This is a genomic window from Chromobacterium sp. Ag138 (genome assembly GCF_055181315.1).
The window spans coordinates 264,151-282,488 of record NZ_JBUPWA010000001.1 but is presented as its reverse complement, the minus strand read 5'-3'; the positions used below and the strand labels follow the sequence as shown (position 1 = coordinate 282,488).

The window sequence follows — 18,338 nt, the reverse complement described above, 5'->3', positions numbered from 1 at the left end:
ATCTCGTCACGCCGCCATCCAGTTTTCAGCGCGATCAGCAGGACTCCGCCGAGGAGGCCCTGCCGTCGTCGCTGTCGGCTTCCCCCAGCTGTTGCACCTCATGCAGCCCAGCCGAGAGCGCAGCCCAATCCGCCCCCTTCAGCTTGCCCAGCATGCCAGGCGTCACTGGGACATCGGTGTCACCCAGCTTGACGATTTGGCGGGCTACAAGGGCGCGGCGGTAGGCCAGCGGCGTCAACGCGCTGTTGGCCTCCTCTTCAGCGGCGATCATGTCGTCCAGCAACGGCTCGCGCAGGACAACGGATTTGTGAACGGTGCCCCTCAGCGTGATGCCATGCTTCAGGTTGACGGTGAGGATTGCGAGTTCGGACATGCCAGCTCCTGAAAGAGAAAAGGATGGCGCGGGCGCGCCATGCTGGCATTGTGGGCGGGGTGGGATGGTGGGATAAGGGGTGGATTTGGACGAAAAAAAACCCGCAGAGCGGGTTTCTGATATTGCTTAGATATTGAGAATTGATGCCGCTTTGCCAAGCACCTCATCCAGAACATAGTCTGGCACGTGATCAACAACACGGCTGCCACCCCTGCTAAGAAAATCGCAGTAGCGGACTTGATGCACCAAAATGATACCCTGCGTTTGCAAGCCCGTTCCCATCAACGAGACCGTCAAACCTTCTTCACGGGCCAACTCTTGCGCCCCTTGCGTAATGGGACAAACCCACCCAGCCCCAGTAACGTTAAGGTCACTACCCGAAATTACCAACCCAAAATGTGGGCCTTGCATTTCCACCCCGACAGCCGGGGAAAAGTTCAAATGAACGATGTCGCCTTGTACATAAATCATGGATTACCAGATCTCCTGGCCCTCCGGTCGTACGTCATCCCATACCGGTTTCAAAAATACAGGGTCGGTGTTAGCCACAAGCTCTTTCAAGTTGTAGCGTTTCAGCTCCCGCCTTTTCCGTTCCGCCAGCACGGTCATACTGGGCCCGTTTATGTTGAGAACCACGTTATCACCGGCAGATAAGTGATTTTGCTCTGCAAACGCCGAAGGGATTGTCATGATAAGGGACCCCCCCGAGCGACGAAGCGTAGCGATTGTCATATAACTTCCTGATCGTATATTCAGCGCAAGCTTTACTCGTAGACACGATTGCGACTGAAATTGGTAGTTAGAGGAAAGTCGTAAACCGACTGCTCCACTTTCTTGCATGAAAAAGCCATTGATGGTTCTACATATCACACCTCCTCATAGCCACCCCTATTGATGGCGAGTTGTATTCTAGTAAAACATTTTGTTTTACACAAGTAAAACATAGGCCCCGCATCTGCGGGGCCTATGTGTACGTTCAATGGAACACCTGCCACTACGCCCCGCCGTCGCCGGTGAACCGCTTGCCGTACTCGTTCAGCCTTTGTTGCTTGGTCATCTTGCTGTCCGCTATCTGCTTGCGCTGCCCGGCCAAGTCCAGATCCAAGCCGTAGCGGCTTTTCAGCAACGCGGCGGCAGCTTTGTTGCCTTTGCCGAACTCCTTGACCAGCATTTCCAGGAATGGGTCTCTCGCCGGCGGCGGCGGGCTGACGCCTGGCTTGATAGCCATGCCGGTGGTCCAGTACTGCCACAGCGCCTCGTCGCACTCGTTCTGATAGGCCACGATGCGGTCGCGGATCTCCGGCTTCACCTTGTTGGGGTGGATGGTCATCAGCCAGCCGGCAAGCTTGCGCAGGGGCATGCACAGCATGTCCTGCTCGCCACCCTGTGAAGGTATTGAGATCATCTCAATACCCCAGCGCGCAAGATTGGCCTTCAACTTGGTGTACTGCCCTGCCCAATCGATTCCCATCCCTTCAACAATCGGTTTCATAGGCGTGTAGGGCTCGCTGTTGCGCTCCACCAGATAGAGCGTGGCGCCGCGGAACGGCACCGGGGCGAAATTCAGCTGTTGCATGTTCGTACCCTCCCCGCTCAGTTCAGCGCCTGTTCCATGCTCTGGTGCAGGCCGCGCATACGCCGGTCCACGCAATCCAGCAGGAAGTACAGATTCTCGGTGGGCAGCACGCTGTCGCCGCGAAACTCCCCCACTAGCGTCATCACCCCCTCCAGCGCTTTGCAGCACTGCAGCAGGTCGTCCGCGCTGTCCAGCATCAACTCGTTCAGGTCAGTCGGTTCGTTGGGAACGACGGCCAGCGACGTTTGCTTGCGGCCTCTCATGCTGCACCGCCAATCTGGCGCACGGCCCAGCCGGCGGCGGCCGGCGCGACGGACAGGCGCTCCCGGCCTTCCGCCAGTTTCTGGCGGGCATAAGACAAAGCCTCAAGCTGGGAAGGGAAAACGGCAAGGGTGCGGCACGTAGTGGGAAACACTTGCACCAAGACATACAACAAGGAAAGCGCCAGTGCGGACGCGCCGGCGGAATGGTGAGCAGCCATGATGGCCTCCTTCTAGAACCTTTTGAGGGTTCCGCCCCTTTTGATAGGGCGGCCGGGTGCTCAAAACCGCTAGAAGTCGGCGGGCATATTCCCCTTGCGGGTATTGTATTAGCCGCACACCCGGCCATAGGACGCACATTGTCCCACATATGGGCCAATGCAAAAACTATGGACGCAAAAAAACCGCAGGGCTGACGGGTGCGGAAGCCGCTTCTAGATGGTGTTTTGAGCACCGGATATGACGATAGCCCGCTGACGCGGGCTATGTCAAGTGAAAAGCGAAGTGAATCATTCGGCGTTTGTCGCAGATATCACATCCCCATCCCTATTTAAAACAAATATCTTGTTTTCAATCACTTTCGCACCCAAACTATTTTTCGCTCGAAACTTATGGCGAACTACATACAACTTACCAACTAGAGAAACTTTACTCCACTCAACACTCTCGTAAGAGTCTGGATCATTCAGATTATCCTTCAAGTAATCCTCCACTTGCCGCACTCCACCATTCCAACTGTTATTCTGAACAGAGACCGGCGAAGGGTTTTTTCCTATATCTTCTTGCACCTGTGCATTTTCATTTTTTGTTATGTAATTATATGGCAACCCTATAATAATTACGCACACCACGCCACCCAAAAACCCAGCAGCACCTACCATTATACGCTGCCTTAAAGTCAGCGATCCAGGATAGGATAGCTGTCGGTACTTAAATCCGAAAAATAATGCGCCTAAAACAAAAGCCAAAAGTAGAAAAAACCCCATCCCGCCCCCAAAAATTTATTCATCATCATTTCAATCACTTCGCTTCAGCACTAGACCGAACCCAACCATTCTATTTCGCGGCTTTATCTGCTGCTTTTTCTTTAGGTGGGCGCCCTTGTCTTTTGGGCACCTTGTCTGCGATATCAAGCGCTACTTTACCAACAATAAAAGTCCTTACAATAAAAGCCTCTAAAGGCTTCAACAATTCTTGGAACTCAACAAGACTCGGCACCCATCCTCTGTGAGCTGCAGCGTTCCCAGCCTCAACAACGACTTTTAAAATATCTGCCTCTGTCGCCCCTACATATCCATTCTCCAATAGCATCCTTACTTTGTTTTCCAAGGTATTACCAGGATCAATCTTCAAAAGCTCAGTCGCACGATCCAGTGCAGTTCTCAAACCAACAGATGCCAGAATTAGCCCATCATCCTTATAGGCATTATAAGTTTGCATTAAAATAGCGTGCAATTGATAATCAATTTTTTCGATATTCCACACCCAGTCTGGCTGAACATCCTTTCCTTTAGCAGCGGGGAAGGTTTCAACACTGATAGGGCAATATACTTCCACCTGACCATCTTCTCCATAGCCATGCTCGCATGACTCAGAGTCCCAACTATTGGACTGATAAAAGACATTTTCACAGCCCATACACTGCAATATAAAGTGGTCAATATTTCCATGCATATGATGACACCCATCTGTCCATTCCCATGGCTCTGCAAACGCACCATGAACGATACAGTTCCTTTCACCACCGCATCTTGGACATCTCCCCTTCATCTTCCCAACCGTCTTATCGTCCAACAAAGTTACTCCCGTGATCGTCGCATTTTCCACATGACATTCTCCTAAAAAGCGAAGTCGCAAGCAATAAAAAACCCCAGCCGCCAGGCCGGGGTTTGGGTCGGTTGCCACACCGTAGGACTACAAGAGGAGAACGCCATGAAGCGCAGGGCCAGTATGGTCTGTGCCAGGCGGTGCAAACAGGGGTGGAATCAGACCAGCTCGGCCGGGTTGCCGGCCATGGTGACGTCCACCTTGTTGCCCTTCAGCTCCACCTCCCCCACCGTGCCGGCGCTGGCCACCAGGTAGCGCTGGCCGCTGTCGGTTTCAAACAGCAGCGTCACTTCGTCAAGTTGCTGCAGCGCCACCACGTCCTCGTCGCTGCCGTGCCGCAGGGTGAATTTCACTTCCGCACCGTTCACTTCCTTGGTAGCCAGGCCGCAAGGGCCGTTGGCGTCTTTGATTTGCTCGCGGATCTTGCCGCCCACCTTGAGGCTGGCGTCGCCCTCGCTGCGCTTTTTCTGGCCATTGAGCGTGATGTACACCACGCCGGTCATGCGTGCCATATCGGTTTCCTTTACAGACGGTACTGCACTGCTGCAGCGAAGGTGACGAACTGGTTGACCAGGTTGGGCGGCAGCACGGCGTTGACGCGGTCCACGTCAGCGTCGCTGCGCATCACGATCAGGTCTTTCTTAAACTGCTCGGTGTCCTCCACGATGCCGGCGAATTCCAGCTCGCGGTGCAGGGCGATCAGCTCGGCGCGGATGATGGACGGCGTAACCAGCGCCTGGCCGGGGGCGACGTTGGTTCCATCGTTGGCCAGCTTGTGGCGAGGAAAACGCAGGGCGATGCGGCTGCGCACGGCGTAGCGGTAGTAGTCGGCCGTCCATTTTGTTTCCAGGCGCAGCAGGCTTTCGTCGTCCATGCCAAACGGGCTTTTCTGGTAAGTGGTGATCACCCGTTCCAGGATGATCTTGCCGCCGCTGTCCACGGTGGTGGAGCTGATGCCGTCGCGCAGGAGCAGCTCGCGCTCGTTGCGGCCAAAGCGGTCTTTCAACCGCGGAGCCAGCACGCCGGGCACTTCCACAGCGCGCAGCGGCAGCGCGGGGTCGATCGCGCCGTGGAATTCGCACACGCCGGCCCAGGCAGCGGCGCGCACCGGCGCCCAGGTAGGGCAGCCCTTCAGGCCCCAGGCGCTGACGTGGGGGCTGTTGCGGGCCGCGCCCCAGGTGGTGAGCTGGGCGTGGGTGCCGTCCCGCGCGGTAAACACATGGCCGGTGCGCATGTTCATGCCGCCCCAGCGGCCGTCCATGTCGGCCTCCAGCGACGCGAGGCTGGCGCTATCGCTGTAGGCGCTGACGATGCTGTAGAACCAGTCCTCCGCCACGGCGGCCAGCGCCGCGCCCACGTCCGGGTTGCCGGCGCCGCCGGCGAGGTTGGCGCAGACGGCGGTAATACCCTCCGGCAGCGCGTCCTCGTCGTAGTAGGCCACGGCCAGCTCCATGCCATTGCCGGCGTCGCCCTTGTGGCGGCAGGCCACGGAGACCACGCCGGCGGCGGCGCTGGCGGTCACGGGCAGGTCCGCGTTGGCGTTGATGGCGTCGGCCAGCTTGGCGGCCAACGCGGCGTTGGTGTCGCCGATGCTGGCGGCGACCCGCACCCGCTCGCCGCCAACCCAGGCCGTGAGCACGCCGGGCTTGGTGACGGCGCCGGTCAGGGTGATGGTGCCTTTCGCCGCCACGCCGGCGTCCAGATCATCCAGCGCCACGGCGTAGACGTCGATCAGGCCGTAGCGCGCCTTCACCGCGTCCAGGGCACGCGCCATGGCGTGCAACATGGAGCCGCGGCCGAACTGGGTGGCGGCGTCGTCGGCGTTGAGGATGCGGGACGGGACCAGCGCCGCGGTCTTGCCGGCCGGCAGGCGCTGGCCCAGCACCAGCAGCTTGCGCTCCATCTGCGGCAGGCCACGCGTGGCCTTGGTGTGGTCGATCTCAACGTAGACGCCGCCGGTGCGGACGCCCACGGGGATGGACATGAAGGTGATGTTGTCGGGCATTTACGCCTCCGCTTTCTGTTTCGCCGGCTTGGCCGGTTCCGGTTCGGGCTGAACTTCCGCCGCGTCGCCATCGGCCATGCGGCGGCGGTAGTAGGCGGTGAGCGGCACCGGCTGGCCAGCGGCCGGCAGGTAGCCGCTGCCGTCCTCCAGCCTTACCAGCAGGCCGTCAGCCGCCGGTTTCAGGTTGATCATGATCGGGTCCATGATGCTGGGTCTCCAGGGTGAGTTCCGGCCGGCTGGCGCTGTAGTCGCCGTGCAGCCATTTGTTGTGCTCGTCGCGGGTTTCGTGCGGCGCCAGGTCCACGTCCATGTGGGCGCGCAGCAGGCGGCCGGGCTGTTGGTTGGGCGGGTAGGTTTCGCTGTCCGGCGCGTCGGCCTCGTCCAGCGGGCCCATGTCCAACTCCAGCGCCACCCAGCCATAGGGGAATTCCAGCTGGGAACTGAAGCGGGTGCTGCGCAGCGTCAGCCGCGGCACGGCCGGGCCGGGGTTGCGCAGCCAGGCGCGCAGCTGGCCGTACAGCGCCAGCTCGGCCGCCTCCACGTCATGCGGCTGGCTGACGTGCTTGCGCACCTGCAACTGGCCCACCACGCGCAGCCTCAGCGTGCTGTCCCAGTCGCCGGGCTCTATCTCCGGCAACAGCGCCGTCACCACGCCCTGCTCCAGCTCGGCCGGCTGGCGCTGGACGTGGTCAACCAGTGACGCGGTGTGGATGCGATCGGGCAGCGCGGCGGCCAGGCTGGCGCGCAGCGCGCCCATGGCGCGGCTGATGGCGGTCATTGCGGCCTCCGCATATCCAACTGGCGCTCAACCAGCTTGTCCAGCTTGGAGTCCATGCCCTTCAGTTGGTCCTTCACCTCGTTTGTCTGCTCGCGCTGGCGTTCATCCTGCTGGCGGTCAATCACCACCTGCTGGGTCTGTTTCTCCTCCACCACCGTCAGGCGGCGGTCCAGCGTCAGCATGAAGCCCAGCAGCGTGCCCACCAACGCCAGGGTAGTCAGCACGTCCCCCAGGTTGATGCGTTTCTCAAAATGCCAGCTGGGCGCGCGCGATTCATTGGCCATGGGCGGCCTCCGCATGGATCTGGATCAGCGCGCCGCGGCCGGCGGCGACAGACTGGCACCAGGCGCCATAGTCGCGGGCATGGGCGAGGATGTCCGCGCGTGATACCCCGCTGTCAGCGGCGGAGGCGGCGGCATTGTCCGCGTCAGATTGGCCGGCAGCGGGGGCGCTGGCGTCGGCGCGCAGGCCGAGGGCGTCGTTATAGACCCGCAGCCCGTCAACAGAGAGCAGGCCAGGATTATCAGCGCCGGCAACCGGCGCAGGGCGTTGAGCGGCACGGGGAATCCTCCGGGTGAGCTGGTCGCGCGCGGTGTCCAGCGCGGTCAGGGTGACATCCAGCTGTCCGGACACGTCGGCCAGCTGGCGGGTTTGTTCCTGGTAGCGCTGCAGGGCGGCGGCGCCGTCAATGCGCCGCTGTTCCGCCACCTGGGCGCGGTAGGCGGACAGTTCGGCCCGGCCGACGGCCAGGCCCTGCTGGTATTGGCTATGCCCGTACCAGAACCCGCCAATGGCGGCGGCCAGCGCCGCCAGCAGCGCGGCGTCGAGGAGAGCGTTATTCGGCATTGCCCCTCCTCTCCGGCAGCAGCGCGCCCAGCAGGCCGGAAACAGCCAGGCCAATGGCGATAATGGCGTTTTCGGTGTCCGGCGAAACGGTGATGCCCAGGGCGGTAGCCAGCATCACCGCGCCGCGCCAGGTGGATGGTTCCTGCAGGCGGGCCAGCAGGAACTGTTTCAGTCGTTGAGACATAGCGCCCTCTCTGCCTCGCGGCGGCGTTGCAGGCCGGCAAGCACTTTTCCGCCAGCCTTGTTGAATTGCAGCAGCCTGTCGCAGGCGGCGCGCCATTTACCGGTCCGCTCCAGATCCACAATGCTGGTCCCCGGCCGCGGCTGGCCGTCCGTGCCGGCGCTGCGCCGGGTGAGCGCGCCCACGCCCAGGTTCCAGGCGGCGTCCGTGTAGGCGATCCGGCGGTTGTCCGGCAGGCCGGGCATCAGCTTGTCCACCGGGCCCAGGTAATCCGGCACCCGGCGCGCCATCTGCTCGGCGCATTGCTGGTGGTTCATCCGCATGCCGGGCTTCACGCCCTGGGTTTCCCCCATGCAGATGGTCCAGACGCCCACCACGTCCTGATACGCTATGTGGCGCTCGCCCTCCCACGGGGAGGTGAAGGCGATGATGGCGGCGATGATGCCGCCACCGACTGCGACTCTCTTGGTTGCCATTACAGGGCCCCTCCATAGCTGCCGGTGAATGCATAGTGGCCGCCCATGCCCGTCACAGCGCGCACGCCGGCCTCTGCGCCCTCGCGCAGAATGGCAAACAGCCGGGATTGGGATTCGTCGTATGCGGGTTTAAAAAACGGCGCGGCCTTGGTGCCGTGGTCACGGAAGAACCGCGCCAGGCCGCCGGCGCGGCGGCGGGATTGGGATTCGTCCAGCCCGTGCTTGATGCGCAGCCACTCGGCAAGCGGGCGGATGGGCGGCAGCCCCCGGTAGCCCGGGGCGGTGCCATCTTCCACGAAACGGGCGTAGCGCACGCCGGCCACCACGTCGCGCGCCATGGCAAACGGGCGTTGAACGTGAATGGCGTTCATCAGCGTGGTGAAGCCCATACTGCGGTTGCTGCGCAACTTCTGGCGCACGGCACGGTTCAGGTACTGGCCGGCGCGCTCCACCTTCGGCTCCATGGCCCGCGCCATGGCCTGCGGCGCCCGCTCAAACGCAGCGCGCACCACGTCGTCGTTGACGTATACGTTGCCGATCACAGGCAGATCCTCCGCTCGAACTCCTCCATCAGCACCGTGTGCAGATAGGACGGCGTGCCATTGCGCGGGGTGGCGCTGATGCCATCGCGCACCTGGTAGGGCTTGATGGTGTTGGAGATGGACAGCTCGCGCATGGCCTCGGCTTGAGCGCGCAGCAGCACCAGCGGCTCATCGCCGGCCGGGATGGTGCTGCCCTGCTCGTCCAGCGTGTGGCGCGCACGGTAGCGGTAGCTGGCGGCGCTGCCCAGCAAGCCGATCTGACGCGCTGACGGGGCCGGCATCAGGTACAGCACGCGGCGGTCGCCGTCGCAGCTGACGCGCATGTCCGGCAGGCGGCCCGGCCAGCCGTCCGCCCACACCGGCAGGCGGGCCTTGTCCGCCCGGCCCCAGTCAAACGCCTGCACCGCAACCAGGTCCGCAGGGCAGTCGTACACCACGCGCTCGGCTTCCAGCTGCAGGCGGCCCAGCACGATCAGCGGCCGGCGGCGGCTGTAGTCGTCCAGTGCCACCTGCAGCAGGCGCTGGAACTGCGCCAGGCTGCCCCGTTCCGGTTCGCGGTCGAACTCATCCGCGGCGCCCAGCATGCTGGCGCGCAGGGACTGGGCCAGGGCGGACAGGGTGGTCACTTTTGCTTGCCCTTGGCGGCCTTGGGCTCCACAACCAGCGCGCCGGCATCGCTCGCCAGGACATCGACGGTCGCGGTATCGGATTCGCCGGCGGCCAGGTCTGCGCCCAGGGTCTCGGCATGCTCGCCGGTCGCGCCGCCTTCATCTTCCGGCGGCGGCAGGGTCTCGCCCGGCACGCCCAGCGACTCGCTGGCCAGGGTGAGCAGGCGTTCGGACACGGCGGCCAATACGTCCTTGCGGCGGCCCTCGGCCTGCTCGCGCTCGCCCAGCTGCTCCAGATCTTCGCGGGCCAGCACGGGGATAGCAGACAGCAGCTCGGAAAGCGGGCCGGCCAGCAGCGCGTCCACGATATGGACCGGGGCATCTTCGTCCAGGGCGAGATCTGCCGCCGCATAGTTGGGCACCATGCTGACGTCCACCTCGCGGGTTTCGCCAGGCGGCACCAGCATGGTGCCGACGGTTTGGTAATGTTCGGTGTCGTTGTAGAACGGAATTTTCATCTGTCGCATCCGGTGATGCGGCCCGCCGGCGGCGGGCCGGTTGGGTTACAGCGCCGCGCGGGCGGTGCTGGAGTACACGATTACGCTGGTGAAGCGGTTGCGGACCGGGCGCGGCACGGCGATGGCGTTGTATTCCTCGCCATAGGCCGCTTTCTTGCCAATCGGGTGGCCATCCTGCCCCGTCAGCTCGAACGGCTCGCCCGTCACGAACGGCTTGGCGATGGTGTAGCCCAGCACGTTTCGCTGGCCCATCAGGATGCGCTCGTCGCCCAGGTCCACGCCCGGCGCGTTGGTGCCATATGCCGGGATATCCTTGATTGCCTCCAGGTCGCCCTGGGCGTTTGTGTCGCTGCCGTTGCGCTTCATGCTGGCCACGAACTGCTCGGCGTTGGTGGCGGTGTCGTTCAGCGTGGGCGACATCAGCAGAAACTCCGGCGCCACATAACGCTGGCTGTTCATCATGGCCTTGCGGCTGCCTACCTTTTGGATCAGGCCATTCAGCCACTTTTCCGTCGTCACGCCGCCCTGCGGGTCAAGGTCGAACTTGGTGACGTTGGTGGCCATGGAGTAGCTGATGGCATTGGTGCCGGTGGCTGCCGGGGCCACGGGCTGGCCGGCTTGGTCCACAAACTGCAGCGTGCCCAGGTTGAAGCTGAGCATCCGCCAGTAGGTGCCGGTTGCCTGCTTGCCGCTGCCGTCCCACTGCTTGATCTGCACGCTGTTCAGCGTGACGGTGATCGGGTTTTCCGGCAGGCCTACGGCGTTGCCCTGCATGTCCCGCGCCTGGAACGGGCGCACCACCGGCCACTGCGCCAGTTTGACCAGCGATTTGCCGCTGCCCAGCTGGGCGGAGAGGTTTTCATTGTTCACCGGCACGGCCAGATAGCTGTCCGATGCGCGCTGCAGCTCGTTGCAGATGCGGCGCGCCACCAGCTCGCGCAGCACGCGGGCGTTGCTCTCGATGTTGCGGCCCAGCGCGTCCCAGTTCAGCGCGGAGGCGCGGGTGAAGAACTGCACCTCGTTGGTGATCGACAGCGCCAGCTTCATGGGCGTGACGGACACGGTATCCATCGCCTGGGTGATGCCGGCGAACGGGATCGACTGGCCCTCGTAGACCACGCCATCGTTCATCACCTGGCTGACATCGCGCAGCTCATACGGAATTTGCGTGGTCGCGGCGCCGGAGAAGTCGGTCAGGGTCTGCACCAGGGACAGCACGTTGAGGTCGGACAGCGCCTCGCGGATCACCTCGCGCTGCACGCCCAGCGGCAGCGCGGTGTTGCCCATGTCCAGCGTACCCTGGCCCTGCGCCAGCACACGGTATTCGGCGTCCAGCCGCGGCGCGTGGATGCGGTCGTATTCGGCCAGCACGCGCTGGCAGAACGGCGGCAGCGCCTGCTTGGCGTCCAGATGGAGCTGGCCGGCACTGGCCGATTTGGCGAGGTTCTCGCGGAAAAACTCGCTGAGCTTCTTCACGCCGTCGGCAATCACGGTGATCTGCGGCGAGCCGGCCGGACCATAGCCCAGCTGGGAAAGCTGCCGGGCGGCGGCAACTTCGTTGGCGTTCTTGATCTGCATCTCCGCCAGCGCGCGCACTTGGTCGTCGGTGGTGTCGGCGGTGATCACGCCAGCGGCGGCCTCAGCCAGCGCCTTCTTGGTGGCGTCGTCCAGGCCCGCGGCGGCGGCGATGGTTTCCGCCAACAGCTTGCGCTTGCCTTCGGTGGTTTCGGCCAGCAGCTTGGCGGCGGTGTCCCGCTCGGCCAGCGCTTTGGCCACGGCCGCGCCGACGGCGGTGTGGTCCGTGCCGCCAACAGACAGCTGGATCACCGGCGCCGGGCCGTTCGCCGGCAGCTTGGACAACTGCTCGGAAAGTTGGATGGCCATTTGCTCCAGCTGCTCGCAGAGCATTTTGGCCTGTGCCTCGTCCGTGATGCCTTCCAACTGGGCCTCGGCCAGGGTTTTGATGGAGGTCACCGCCTGCTCGGACAGTTTGCGCGCGGCCAGGGCCTCCAGCAGCGCCTTCAGGTTCTTGTTCATCGTGGTTTTCGCCTCGGAAAGAAGAGTTCGCGCCAGCTCCGGGTGGAGCAGCAAGGGGATGTCCGCGCCGGAATCGCACGACAGCGTGACGGGGTCCAGACGCTTGATCACCGGACGCACGGTGAGGCCTGCACCCAGCAGGACGGGGCCGTGGAGCCGGCCCTGTTCGTTGTCCTGCCAGTTTTCGGAGAATTCAGCGGAGAGATAACGGAAGCCGCGGGCCTTGACCGCAGCGCGGCCAAAGTCGGTCCATTCCACCAACGCGCGTAGCCGGCCGCCCTCCACCGCCAGCCGGAGAATCTTGGCGGCGGCGCCGTCGCCGGGCTGGTGGTTCACATCCAGGAAGATGTCGGTGCCCACCACGCCGGCCTCGAAGTTCTTGACCATGGCCAGCAGCATGTCGCGGGTGATCTCGAAGCGACCGTAACGCGGATCGGTAAACGAACCCTCGCGGGTGATCGTCACCCAGCTGGTGGGCTTGGCGTCCGGCACGTCGGCCATGCCGGCCAGCAACCGGACCACTTGGCCCGGCCGTTCAGAAAGTTGGAAGTGTCGAATTCGCATCGCATACCCTGCCTGCGCGCGGTTGCGCGGTTTCTAGCAGGTTACGCATGGGGGGATGGTGGGATAAGGGGTGGATTTGGACGGTTGCTCAGAAAATAGGCAGCGACAGGCAGGCACCGCAGAGATGCATAAACGCCGCCCGTCTACCCCATGTTATCCACAGAAATGGTGAATAACCCGCGCCTCACAGCTCGTCCGCAAACACCACCTCCACATAGCTGAGCGTGTTGGGATGCGCCGGCCACGGGCAGGCCTCGCGGCTGGGGTAGACACCCGGCCCCAGCCCGTAACGGTCGGCGGTGGCGTGGGTGTCGCAAACGTCGCGGACGCGATGGTTGGGCGACAGCCGAAACTTCACGCCGGCCACGCCATCGGTCTGGAACGCCGCACCCATATAGGCCTCGCCGTGGGCGCGGTTGATCTCGCTTCTGAATACCCGCTCCGCTTGGTACACCACGCCCTTGCCGTTGACCGGGTCCGCCTCGCCCGTCATCAGGCTGCGCACCCTGCGCCCCAGGTTGCCGCCGCGGGCGCCGTTGTAGGCGCTGGCGATGTCGGCCGGCACGCCCTCGCCGCGGCCCATGCTGCGCAGCATGGCCTGGTGGGCGCTCTCGCCGTTGATCACGGCGAACTGGATATGATCGGTCAGCACCTGGGCGGCGTTGCGGTTCAGCCGCCACAGGCGATCCGACAGCTGCAGGCCGTCGGCAGCGGTGAAAGAACGGACAAAGGCCACGGCGGAATGGTTGACGGCGAACAGGGTGGATTCCGGCAACGCGCCGGTGAACACGCCGGCCCCGACGCGGGCGGACTGCTCGATGCGGCGGTACAGCTGGCCGTCTCTCCTATCTTGTAGCCGGCGCAGCTCCTCGCGGACATGTGACAGCACGTTCTGCAACTGGTCCAGCTTCACCCGGTCGTCCTGGCCGGCCGCGCGTTGGATGTGCTGCACGATCAGGTCGCCGGCGTCGTCGTAGGTTTCGATCAGCTCGCCCACCGCCGTGTTGTTCAGCCGGTTCCGCTGCTCCACCGCGGCCAGAGTGGCGGCGCGGATGGCGGCGGCGCGCTCCAGGCTAGTTGGCATGGCCTAGATCCGTTGCGCTCTCCCCTTTGCGGCCGTTGCCGGGGGTGATTTTGACCGTAGGCGCGGCGCTGTCTTCCGGGTACGGGTCGTAGTGGGCGGCGTCGCTCTCTCGGCGGGCCTCTACCTCGGTTGCGTTGTAGCCCACCTCCTCCCATACCATCGATTTCGGCAGGCCCAGCGCGGACAACTTGAGGGCGCGGTCCACCGTTTGGGTGGCGGTTTCGGTGCGGCGCTCGGCAAATGTCACCTTGAATTCCTCCGCGTCCGGGTTGATGCCCTTGAGCAGCAGCTGCAGGCGGAATCCGAACTCGTACACCCAGGCCAGCGTGTCCTGCAGCTGGTCCACCTCGTCGTAATAGTCCCGCTTGAGGTCCTCCAGGATGTCCCGCGCCATGCCGTCGGTGTAGCCCATCAGTCCCTTTGGCAGTGGGGTGCCGGCGAAAAATGAATCCAGCAGGTAGGTCACATCGCCGATGTCGCCCAGCGTGGCGTCGCCCTGCACCGCCGTCACCGCGCCTTTCTTGTTCAGGTAGAAATCGGTCTGGATCAGCTCGGCATTGGCTTCCACCCGGTCCTGGTAGGCCTGCAACTCCGCCTCCGTGGCCCCTTCCAGCACGTGGGACAGTCGCAGCGGCGCGCGGTGTTTGCGGCGGATCACCAGGTCGGTGTCGGTCATGCGCAGCTTGCGCCAGATCTCGCGGCTTGCGTCCAGGAACGGCCGGCCCAGCGCTCCCATGTCGTCGAAATTCTCCGGGTCCAGCCTGGCCAGGGTGAGCTGCCACAGCGGAAAGCTGGCCAGCTCCAGGCCGTTGGCCAGGTCCATCTGGGTGTAGGCGGCGCGCGGGTCCAGGAACTGGCCGTTAATGCCGACATTGGGCCGCATTGTCTCGGTGGGCATGCGCACGGCGGACACAACGTTGCCGGCGGCATCCAGCACCCACTGCATGGGGAGATTGCCCTCTTTCAGCAGGCCGCGGGCGTCGGACTTGAGCTTTTCCGCCCGGTTCAGCTGCAAGCGGCTGACGAAGCGGCCCCACTCAGCGCGCAGCGGGCTGGTGGGATCGGTCTGCAGCAGCACCAGGCCGCCGCGGGTGACGTCCCGCGCTACGCGGGCATGGATGCGTTTCACCCGGCCGTCCGCCTGGTCCATCTGGCGGATGTCATGGATTGTCGCGCGCAGGTCGTAGTCCACATAGAACTGCCGGTACATGGCCCGGATCTGGTTCTCCGGCGTGGAGCGGCGGCCTGTTTCGCTGGTGGCGCCGGCGGTTTCGCCGGGGAGCGTAGGCGTCGAGCCCTCCGGGTCCGTCCGCGGCGGCGTGGACTGGCTGGTTGCGGACGGTGTCGGGCGGCGGCCAAAACGGGCCAGCAGTGAATCAAGAATCGGCATCGGGGGCCTCGATCGGGGTAACGGACACAACATTGCGCCAGCCATGGATCATGCCGGCGTCCAGCAGGTCGCGGATCAGTTGGTCGTCGCCAAACGCCTCGCGCCAGTCGTCGCGCATCTGTGCGGCGCGCTGGCGCTGCGCCGGGGTCAGCGGCGGAGGCGGCGGCAGGGTGTCGTCCAGATGGGCGCGCTTGTATTTGCCGTAGCTCATCGCATCCCCAGCAGTTGGTCGGTGGTCATGCCGCGGCTGGCGATCACCGTCGGGGTGTAGCTGGCCACGCCGCGGGTGAGCAGCGCCCAGACTCCGGCGCTGGCGGCGTCGAACAAGTCATCGCCGATTTTCGGGTTCGCCATTTTGTAGCTGTTGTAACTGGAGCCCTGCACGGGCTTGGATTTGATGTTGCCCAGCTGACGGATGAACCTGCCCCAGTCGCTGGCGTCGGCCTGCACCTGGTCCAGCGCTGACGGGCCCCAGTTGGTGTTTGCGTGGTTCTTGGCGCGAAGCGCGTCGGTGCCGTCGTCCACGTAGGGAATGGCGGCCTGGCCGTTGTGAAAGGCGGCGCGCAGGGCGCTCACCATGGAATGCTTGGTCATACCCTCGAATCGAATCGGCGCGAATGGCCAGTGTTGCCAGGTGCTGGCGGTGGACTGACCCTCGCCTATGCCACGGCGGTCCACCTCGGTGAGGCCCAGGGCGAACAGCTTGTCGTTGAGGCTGGTGAGCATACCCAGGCCGTAGGCGTCGCCCATGGCGTAATCCGGACGGAAGTACTCCCAGTAGCCCAGCAGGTCGCGCTCCACCACGGCGTCGTCTGTGCCGGCCGGCCAGGTGCGGACAAAGGGGAAGGTCACGAAGCTTCCCACCTGCTCGCATACCACCAGCGCAGAGCATGAGGCGTGGGCGCTTTCGCCGTGTCCGCTGTGGTCATAGCCGAATGAGAGCAGCCCATTTTTGCGGTAGCGCTGGCCAGGCAGCGGGCCCGCGGCCTGCAGATTGCCCTGCAGCCCCACCGCCATGGCGCGGCGGATGTATTTCTCCCAGATCCAGTTTTGCGCGGCGGCGTTGATGCACAGGAACTGGCGAATATATTCCGCCTCGGGCAGCTGGGACTGCATCTCAAGCACAAAGGCCTCGTTCAGGATGCCCAGCTCGATGCCCAGGTACACGTCCACCGGCGGCAGAATGTGATAGCCGCCGGTTTTGATCAGGTGGCTGAGCACGTCCGCGCCCTTGTGGACACCGGTAATGCGGATTTGCGGCTTGAAGCTGACGCCCTGGTCTACGCCCAGCCGGCGCGCGGAGCCCAGCATTGGCAAGAACCGGCTGAAAAGTCGTTCCGCCGGCATGTCGTCCGTTTCTTCCAGGCTGGCAAAGGAAATGCCGTCGCCGTCGATCTGGCTCATGATCCCGTAGCAACTTGCCTTGCTGCCGTTGTGAAACTGGTATTTCAGGTCTGCAATCTGGCGCCGGCCGCTCTTGTACGCAATCCAGCCGGTCAGGATCTCGGAACGGCGGATAGCGTCGAGGTGATAGGTAATGTTGGTCTGGCTCTGCTGTAGCCGCGGCGCCACGATGCCCTCTTCCTGAAATGAAGTCGTGGCCAGGAATTCCAGCGCGTACATCTCCTTGACTGCCGTTTTGCCCGTCCGCCGGCAGCTGAAATCCACCGTGTTGGGGTTGGCGTCCATCTCCAGCATTTTCAGCACTTGCATGGCGTCCAAATCGACGTTGTGCACATGCTTTGCCCATAGCGCATGGGGCTTGATGCCGGTGGCGGGGTCCGGCCGGGCGTAGCGCATCACTTCGGCCTCGGCGCGGTGCTGGATCTTGATGCGCTGGGCGGCGCCGATGCGCTCGCCGCTCACTGCTCGACCCCGTTCTGCTGCTGGTACTCGATCAGCACCGGATCACGCTGCCGGCGGGCGTTGGCGCGGTCGGTCATGGCTTTGAGTGCAACCAGCGATGCGGCCTGCTTTTCGGCGTACTCCGCCATTGTCAGCGTTTTCTGGCCGTCGCCGGCCGGTGCCAGGCGGCCCATCTGCTGCTCTTCTTGCTCGATGGCCTTCGGCGTCATGCCCATGTCGGATAGCGCCAGGTTGTTGCGGGACAGGAACTCTTGCAGCGGCTTGAGCAGCGGGTGCGCCTTCGTCTCCATGATGATGCGCTTCTCGCCGGTATCGAAATCGTTGTATTCGCCGATCACGATATCGCCCTCGCGCGTCACCGCCCAGGCCGGATGCTCCAACTTCACGCCGTCGGCAATGATGGTCTGCAGAATCTGCTGGATGATGGCGGTGATGCTGGCCTGGATGGACGAATAGATGGGCGTCAGGTGCTTGGGGTTGCGCTGCTCAAACGCCGCGTGGTGGACCATGAAGAGCTGGGTTTGCCGAATGCAGGCCGGCTGCGCCCCGCAATAGTCGCGATCTACGTCGCAGCTGCTGCAGGCAGGGTACTTGCCCGGCCGGGCCGGGAAGTACTGCGCCGTCTCCGCCGTCATGCCGTGCTTCAGGGCGTTGAAGCGGGTGCGCAGTGCCTCCTCCGGTGTCGGGTGCCCTTCCAGGTTCTTGGCGCTCGCGGCTTTGCCGGCCGCCGTGCGCGGCCCGGTGGCGCTCGCCCAGGCCTTCACCAGCGATTTGTGGAACGGCGCCTGCGCCGCCTCCTCGCCGCAGCGGGTGCATTCCGCGAAATAGGCGAAGGGGTGGTGTTCGAGGCTGGGCTCGTCATCCACGCGCGCAGGAGCGGCGTCAAACGTGCTCCCGCACGCCGGGCAGCGGAAGGTCAGGGATTCGAGCTGTTTGGAAAGGTCGCGCTTGGCCATGCTGGTATTTCACAGCATGGCCGGGGGTGGGATAAGGGGTGGATTCAGTCACGGCCAATGATTTTCTTGATCCGCCCCGACTCCAGATCAATTCCCATCGCCTCTCGCAGGCGCTCGCGGATCGTTGTAGTTGCCACACCGCTGCGAGCGAGTTGTCGAATATAGGCATCGCGCTGGAAATGCTCATAACTGCGATAACGGCGCAGCCGCACCTCCATGCCGCCGGCAGAATGGTGCCATTGTTCCTCGGCGTCCAGGATGCGCCACATGGCAAGGAATGCATCCATGCCGATCTCCTCGGCAACCCTCTGCCAGCTGTGATGCATGCCCATCCGGCGAAGATCATCCAGGCGCGGATCGCGCGCGCGGTTTTTTTTGGCTCCATCGGGAAGTTCATAAACATTGCAGACATCCAGGTACCCGCCCCCCCCTGCCGGGTGGTGCCCCTGCC

At 63.6% G+C, this 18,338-nt stretch carries 26 protein-coding genes; all 26 read right to left on the bottom strand.

Annotated features, from left to right (window positions below; genetic code table 11):
- Positions 1–34 precede the first annotated feature (34 nt).
- Positions 35–373 (bottom strand): phage tail assembly protein, encoded by a 339-nt coding sequence (locus ACY3GB_RS01405; RefSeq protein ID WP_463087132.1) that lies wholly within the window; start codon positions 371–373, stop codon positions 35–37.
- A gap of 126 nt (positions 374–499) precedes the next feature.
- A complete protein-coding gene (locus ACY3GB_RS01400; protein WP_463087131.1) occupies positions 500–844 on the bottom strand; it encodes a type II toxin-antitoxin system PemK/MazF family toxin in 345 nt (114 codons plus the stop codon).
- Between the two features lie 3 nt (positions 845–847).
- The gene (locus ACY3GB_RS01395; protein WP_463087130.1) at positions 848–1,105 is read right to left on the bottom strand and encodes an AbrB/MazE/SpoVT family DNA-binding domain-containing protein; all 258 of its coding nucleotides are present in this window, start codon (positions 1,103–1,105) and stop codon (positions 848–850) included.
- A gap of 262 nt (positions 1,106–1,367) precedes the next feature.
- Complete coding sequence (locus tag ACY3GB_RS01390; RefSeq protein ID WP_463087129.1) at positions 1,368–1,949, bottom strand: phage antirepressor N-terminal domain-containing protein; 582 nt, start codon at positions 1,947–1,949, stop codon at positions 1,368–1,370.
- 17 nt (positions 1,950–1,966) lie between these two features.
- Positions 1,967–2,212 carry a hypothetical protein gene (locus ACY3GB_RS01385; protein ID WP_463087128.1) on the bottom strand — a complete coding sequence of 82 codons (246 nt, stop codon included), beginning with the start codon at positions 2,210–2,212 and terminating at the stop codon, positions 1,967–1,969.
- Positions 2,209–2,430: a hypothetical protein gene (locus ACY3GB_RS01380; RefSeq protein ID WP_463087127.1), complete on the bottom strand. Its 222-nt coding sequence runs from the start codon at positions 2,428–2,430 to the stop codon at positions 2,209–2,211. The genes ACY3GB_RS01385 and ACY3GB_RS01380 overlap by 4 nt, the downstream gene beginning before the upstream one ends.
- Positions 2,431–2,718: 288 nt before the next feature.
- Positions 2,719–3,195: a hypothetical protein gene (locus tag ACY3GB_RS01375; protein ID WP_463087126.1), complete on the bottom strand. Its 477-nt coding sequence runs from the start codon at positions 3,193–3,195 to the stop codon at positions 2,719–2,721.
- 70 nt (positions 3,196–3,265) lie between these two features.
- Positions 3,266–4,036: a DUF4145 domain-containing protein gene (locus ACY3GB_RS01370; protein ID WP_463087125.1), complete on the bottom strand. Its 771-nt coding sequence runs from the start codon at positions 4,034–4,036 to the stop codon at positions 3,266–3,268.
- A gap of 158 nt (positions 4,037–4,194) precedes the next feature.
- Complete coding sequence (locus ACY3GB_RS01365) at positions 4,195–4,548, bottom strand: phage tail tube protein (RefSeq protein ID WP_463087124.1); 354 nt, start codon at positions 4,546–4,548, stop codon at positions 4,195–4,197.
- Positions 4,549–4,559: 11 nt separating this feature from the next.
- Positions 4,560–6,041, bottom strand: a complete 1,482-nt coding sequence (locus ACY3GB_RS01360; protein WP_463087123.1) for a phage tail sheath C-terminal domain-containing protein — start codon at positions 6,039–6,041, stop codon at positions 4,560–4,562.
- Positions 6,042–6,233 carry a DUF2635 domain-containing protein gene (locus tag ACY3GB_RS01355; RefSeq protein ID WP_463087122.1) on the bottom strand — a complete coding sequence of 64 codons (192 nt, stop codon included), beginning with the start codon at positions 6,231–6,233 and terminating at the stop codon, positions 6,042–6,044.
- Positions 6,208–6,819, bottom strand: a complete 612-nt coding sequence (locus ACY3GB_RS01350; RefSeq protein ID WP_463087121.1) for a hypothetical protein — start codon at positions 6,817–6,819, stop codon at positions 6,208–6,210. The genes ACY3GB_RS01355 and ACY3GB_RS01350 overlap by 26 nt, the downstream gene beginning before the upstream one ends.
- A complete protein-coding gene (locus tag ACY3GB_RS01345; RefSeq protein ID WP_463087120.1) occupies positions 6,816–7,103 on the bottom strand; it encodes a hypothetical protein in 288 nt (95 codons plus the stop codon). The genes ACY3GB_RS01350 and ACY3GB_RS01345 overlap by 4 nt, the downstream gene beginning before the upstream one ends.
- A complete protein-coding gene (locus ACY3GB_RS01340; protein WP_463087119.1) occupies positions 7,093–7,665 on the bottom strand; it encodes a hypothetical protein in 573 nt (190 codons plus the stop codon). The genes ACY3GB_RS01345 and ACY3GB_RS01340 overlap by 11 nt, the downstream gene beginning before the upstream one ends.
- Entirely contained in the window at positions 7,655–7,849 is a 195-nt protein-coding gene (locus ACY3GB_RS01335; protein ID WP_463087118.1) for a hypothetical protein, read from the bottom strand. The genes ACY3GB_RS01340 and ACY3GB_RS01335 overlap by 11 nt, the downstream gene beginning before the upstream one ends.
- Positions 7,834–8,322 (bottom strand): lysozyme, encoded by a 489-nt coding sequence (locus tag ACY3GB_RS01330; RefSeq protein ID WP_463087117.1) that lies wholly within the window; start codon positions 8,320–8,322, stop codon positions 7,834–7,836. Before ACY3GB_RS01330 ends, ACY3GB_RS01335 begins: the two co-directional genes overlap by 16 nt.
- Positions 8,322–8,864 carry a hypothetical protein gene (locus tag ACY3GB_RS01325; protein WP_463087116.1) on the bottom strand — a complete coding sequence of 181 codons (543 nt, stop codon included), beginning with the start codon at positions 8,862–8,864 and terminating at the stop codon, positions 8,322–8,324. The genes ACY3GB_RS01330 and ACY3GB_RS01325 overlap by 1 nt, the downstream gene beginning before the upstream one ends.
- Positions 8,861–9,490 (bottom strand): hypothetical protein, encoded by a 630-nt coding sequence (locus tag ACY3GB_RS01320; protein WP_463087115.1) that lies wholly within the window; start codon positions 9,488–9,490, stop codon positions 8,861–8,863. The genes ACY3GB_RS01325 and ACY3GB_RS01320 overlap by 4 nt, the downstream gene beginning before the upstream one ends.
- Positions 9,487–9,990, bottom strand: a complete 504-nt coding sequence (locus ACY3GB_RS01315) for a hypothetical protein (RefSeq protein WP_463087114.1) — start codon at positions 9,988–9,990, stop codon at positions 9,487–9,489. The genes ACY3GB_RS01320 and ACY3GB_RS01315 overlap by 4 nt, the downstream gene beginning before the upstream one ends.
- Before the next feature lie 45 nt (positions 9,991–10,035).
- Complete coding sequence (locus ACY3GB_RS01310; protein WP_463087113.1) at positions 10,036–12,591, bottom strand: phage protease; 2,556 nt, start codon at positions 12,589–12,591, stop codon at positions 10,036–10,038.
- Positions 12,592–12,775: 184 nt separating this feature from the next.
- Positions 12,776–13,675, bottom strand: coding sequence for a hypothetical protein (locus tag ACY3GB_RS01305; RefSeq protein ID WP_463087112.1), 900 nt, complete (start codon positions 13,673–13,675; stop codon positions 12,776–12,778).
- Positions 13,665–15,065 (bottom strand): hypothetical protein, encoded by a 1,401-nt coding sequence (locus ACY3GB_RS01300; protein WP_463087111.1) that lies wholly within the window; start codon positions 15,063–15,065, stop codon positions 13,665–13,667. Before ACY3GB_RS01300 ends, ACY3GB_RS01305 begins: the two co-directional genes overlap by 11 nt.
- On the bottom strand, positions 15,052–15,276 hold the full coding sequence (locus ACY3GB_RS01295; protein ID WP_463087110.1) for a hypothetical protein: 225 nt from the start codon (positions 15,274–15,276) through the stop codon (positions 15,052–15,054). The genes ACY3GB_RS01300 and ACY3GB_RS01295 overlap by 14 nt, the downstream gene beginning before the upstream one ends.
- The gene (locus tag ACY3GB_RS01290) at positions 15,273–16,931 is read right to left on the bottom strand and encodes a hypothetical protein (protein WP_463087109.1); all 1,659 of its coding nucleotides are present in this window, start codon (positions 16,929–16,931) and stop codon (positions 15,273–15,275) included. The genes ACY3GB_RS01295 and ACY3GB_RS01290 overlap by 4 nt, the downstream gene beginning before the upstream one ends.
- A complete protein-coding gene (locus ACY3GB_RS01285) occupies positions 16,928–17,887 on the bottom strand; it encodes a hypothetical protein (protein ID WP_463087108.1) in 960 nt (319 codons plus the stop codon). The genes ACY3GB_RS01290 and ACY3GB_RS01285 overlap by 4 nt, the downstream gene beginning before the upstream one ends.
- A gap of 44 nt (positions 17,888–17,931) precedes the next feature.
- Positions 17,932–18,338 (bottom strand): hypothetical protein (locus tag ACY3GB_RS01280; RefSeq protein ID WP_463087107.1); only part of this gene is annotated, 407 nt, incomplete at its 5' end.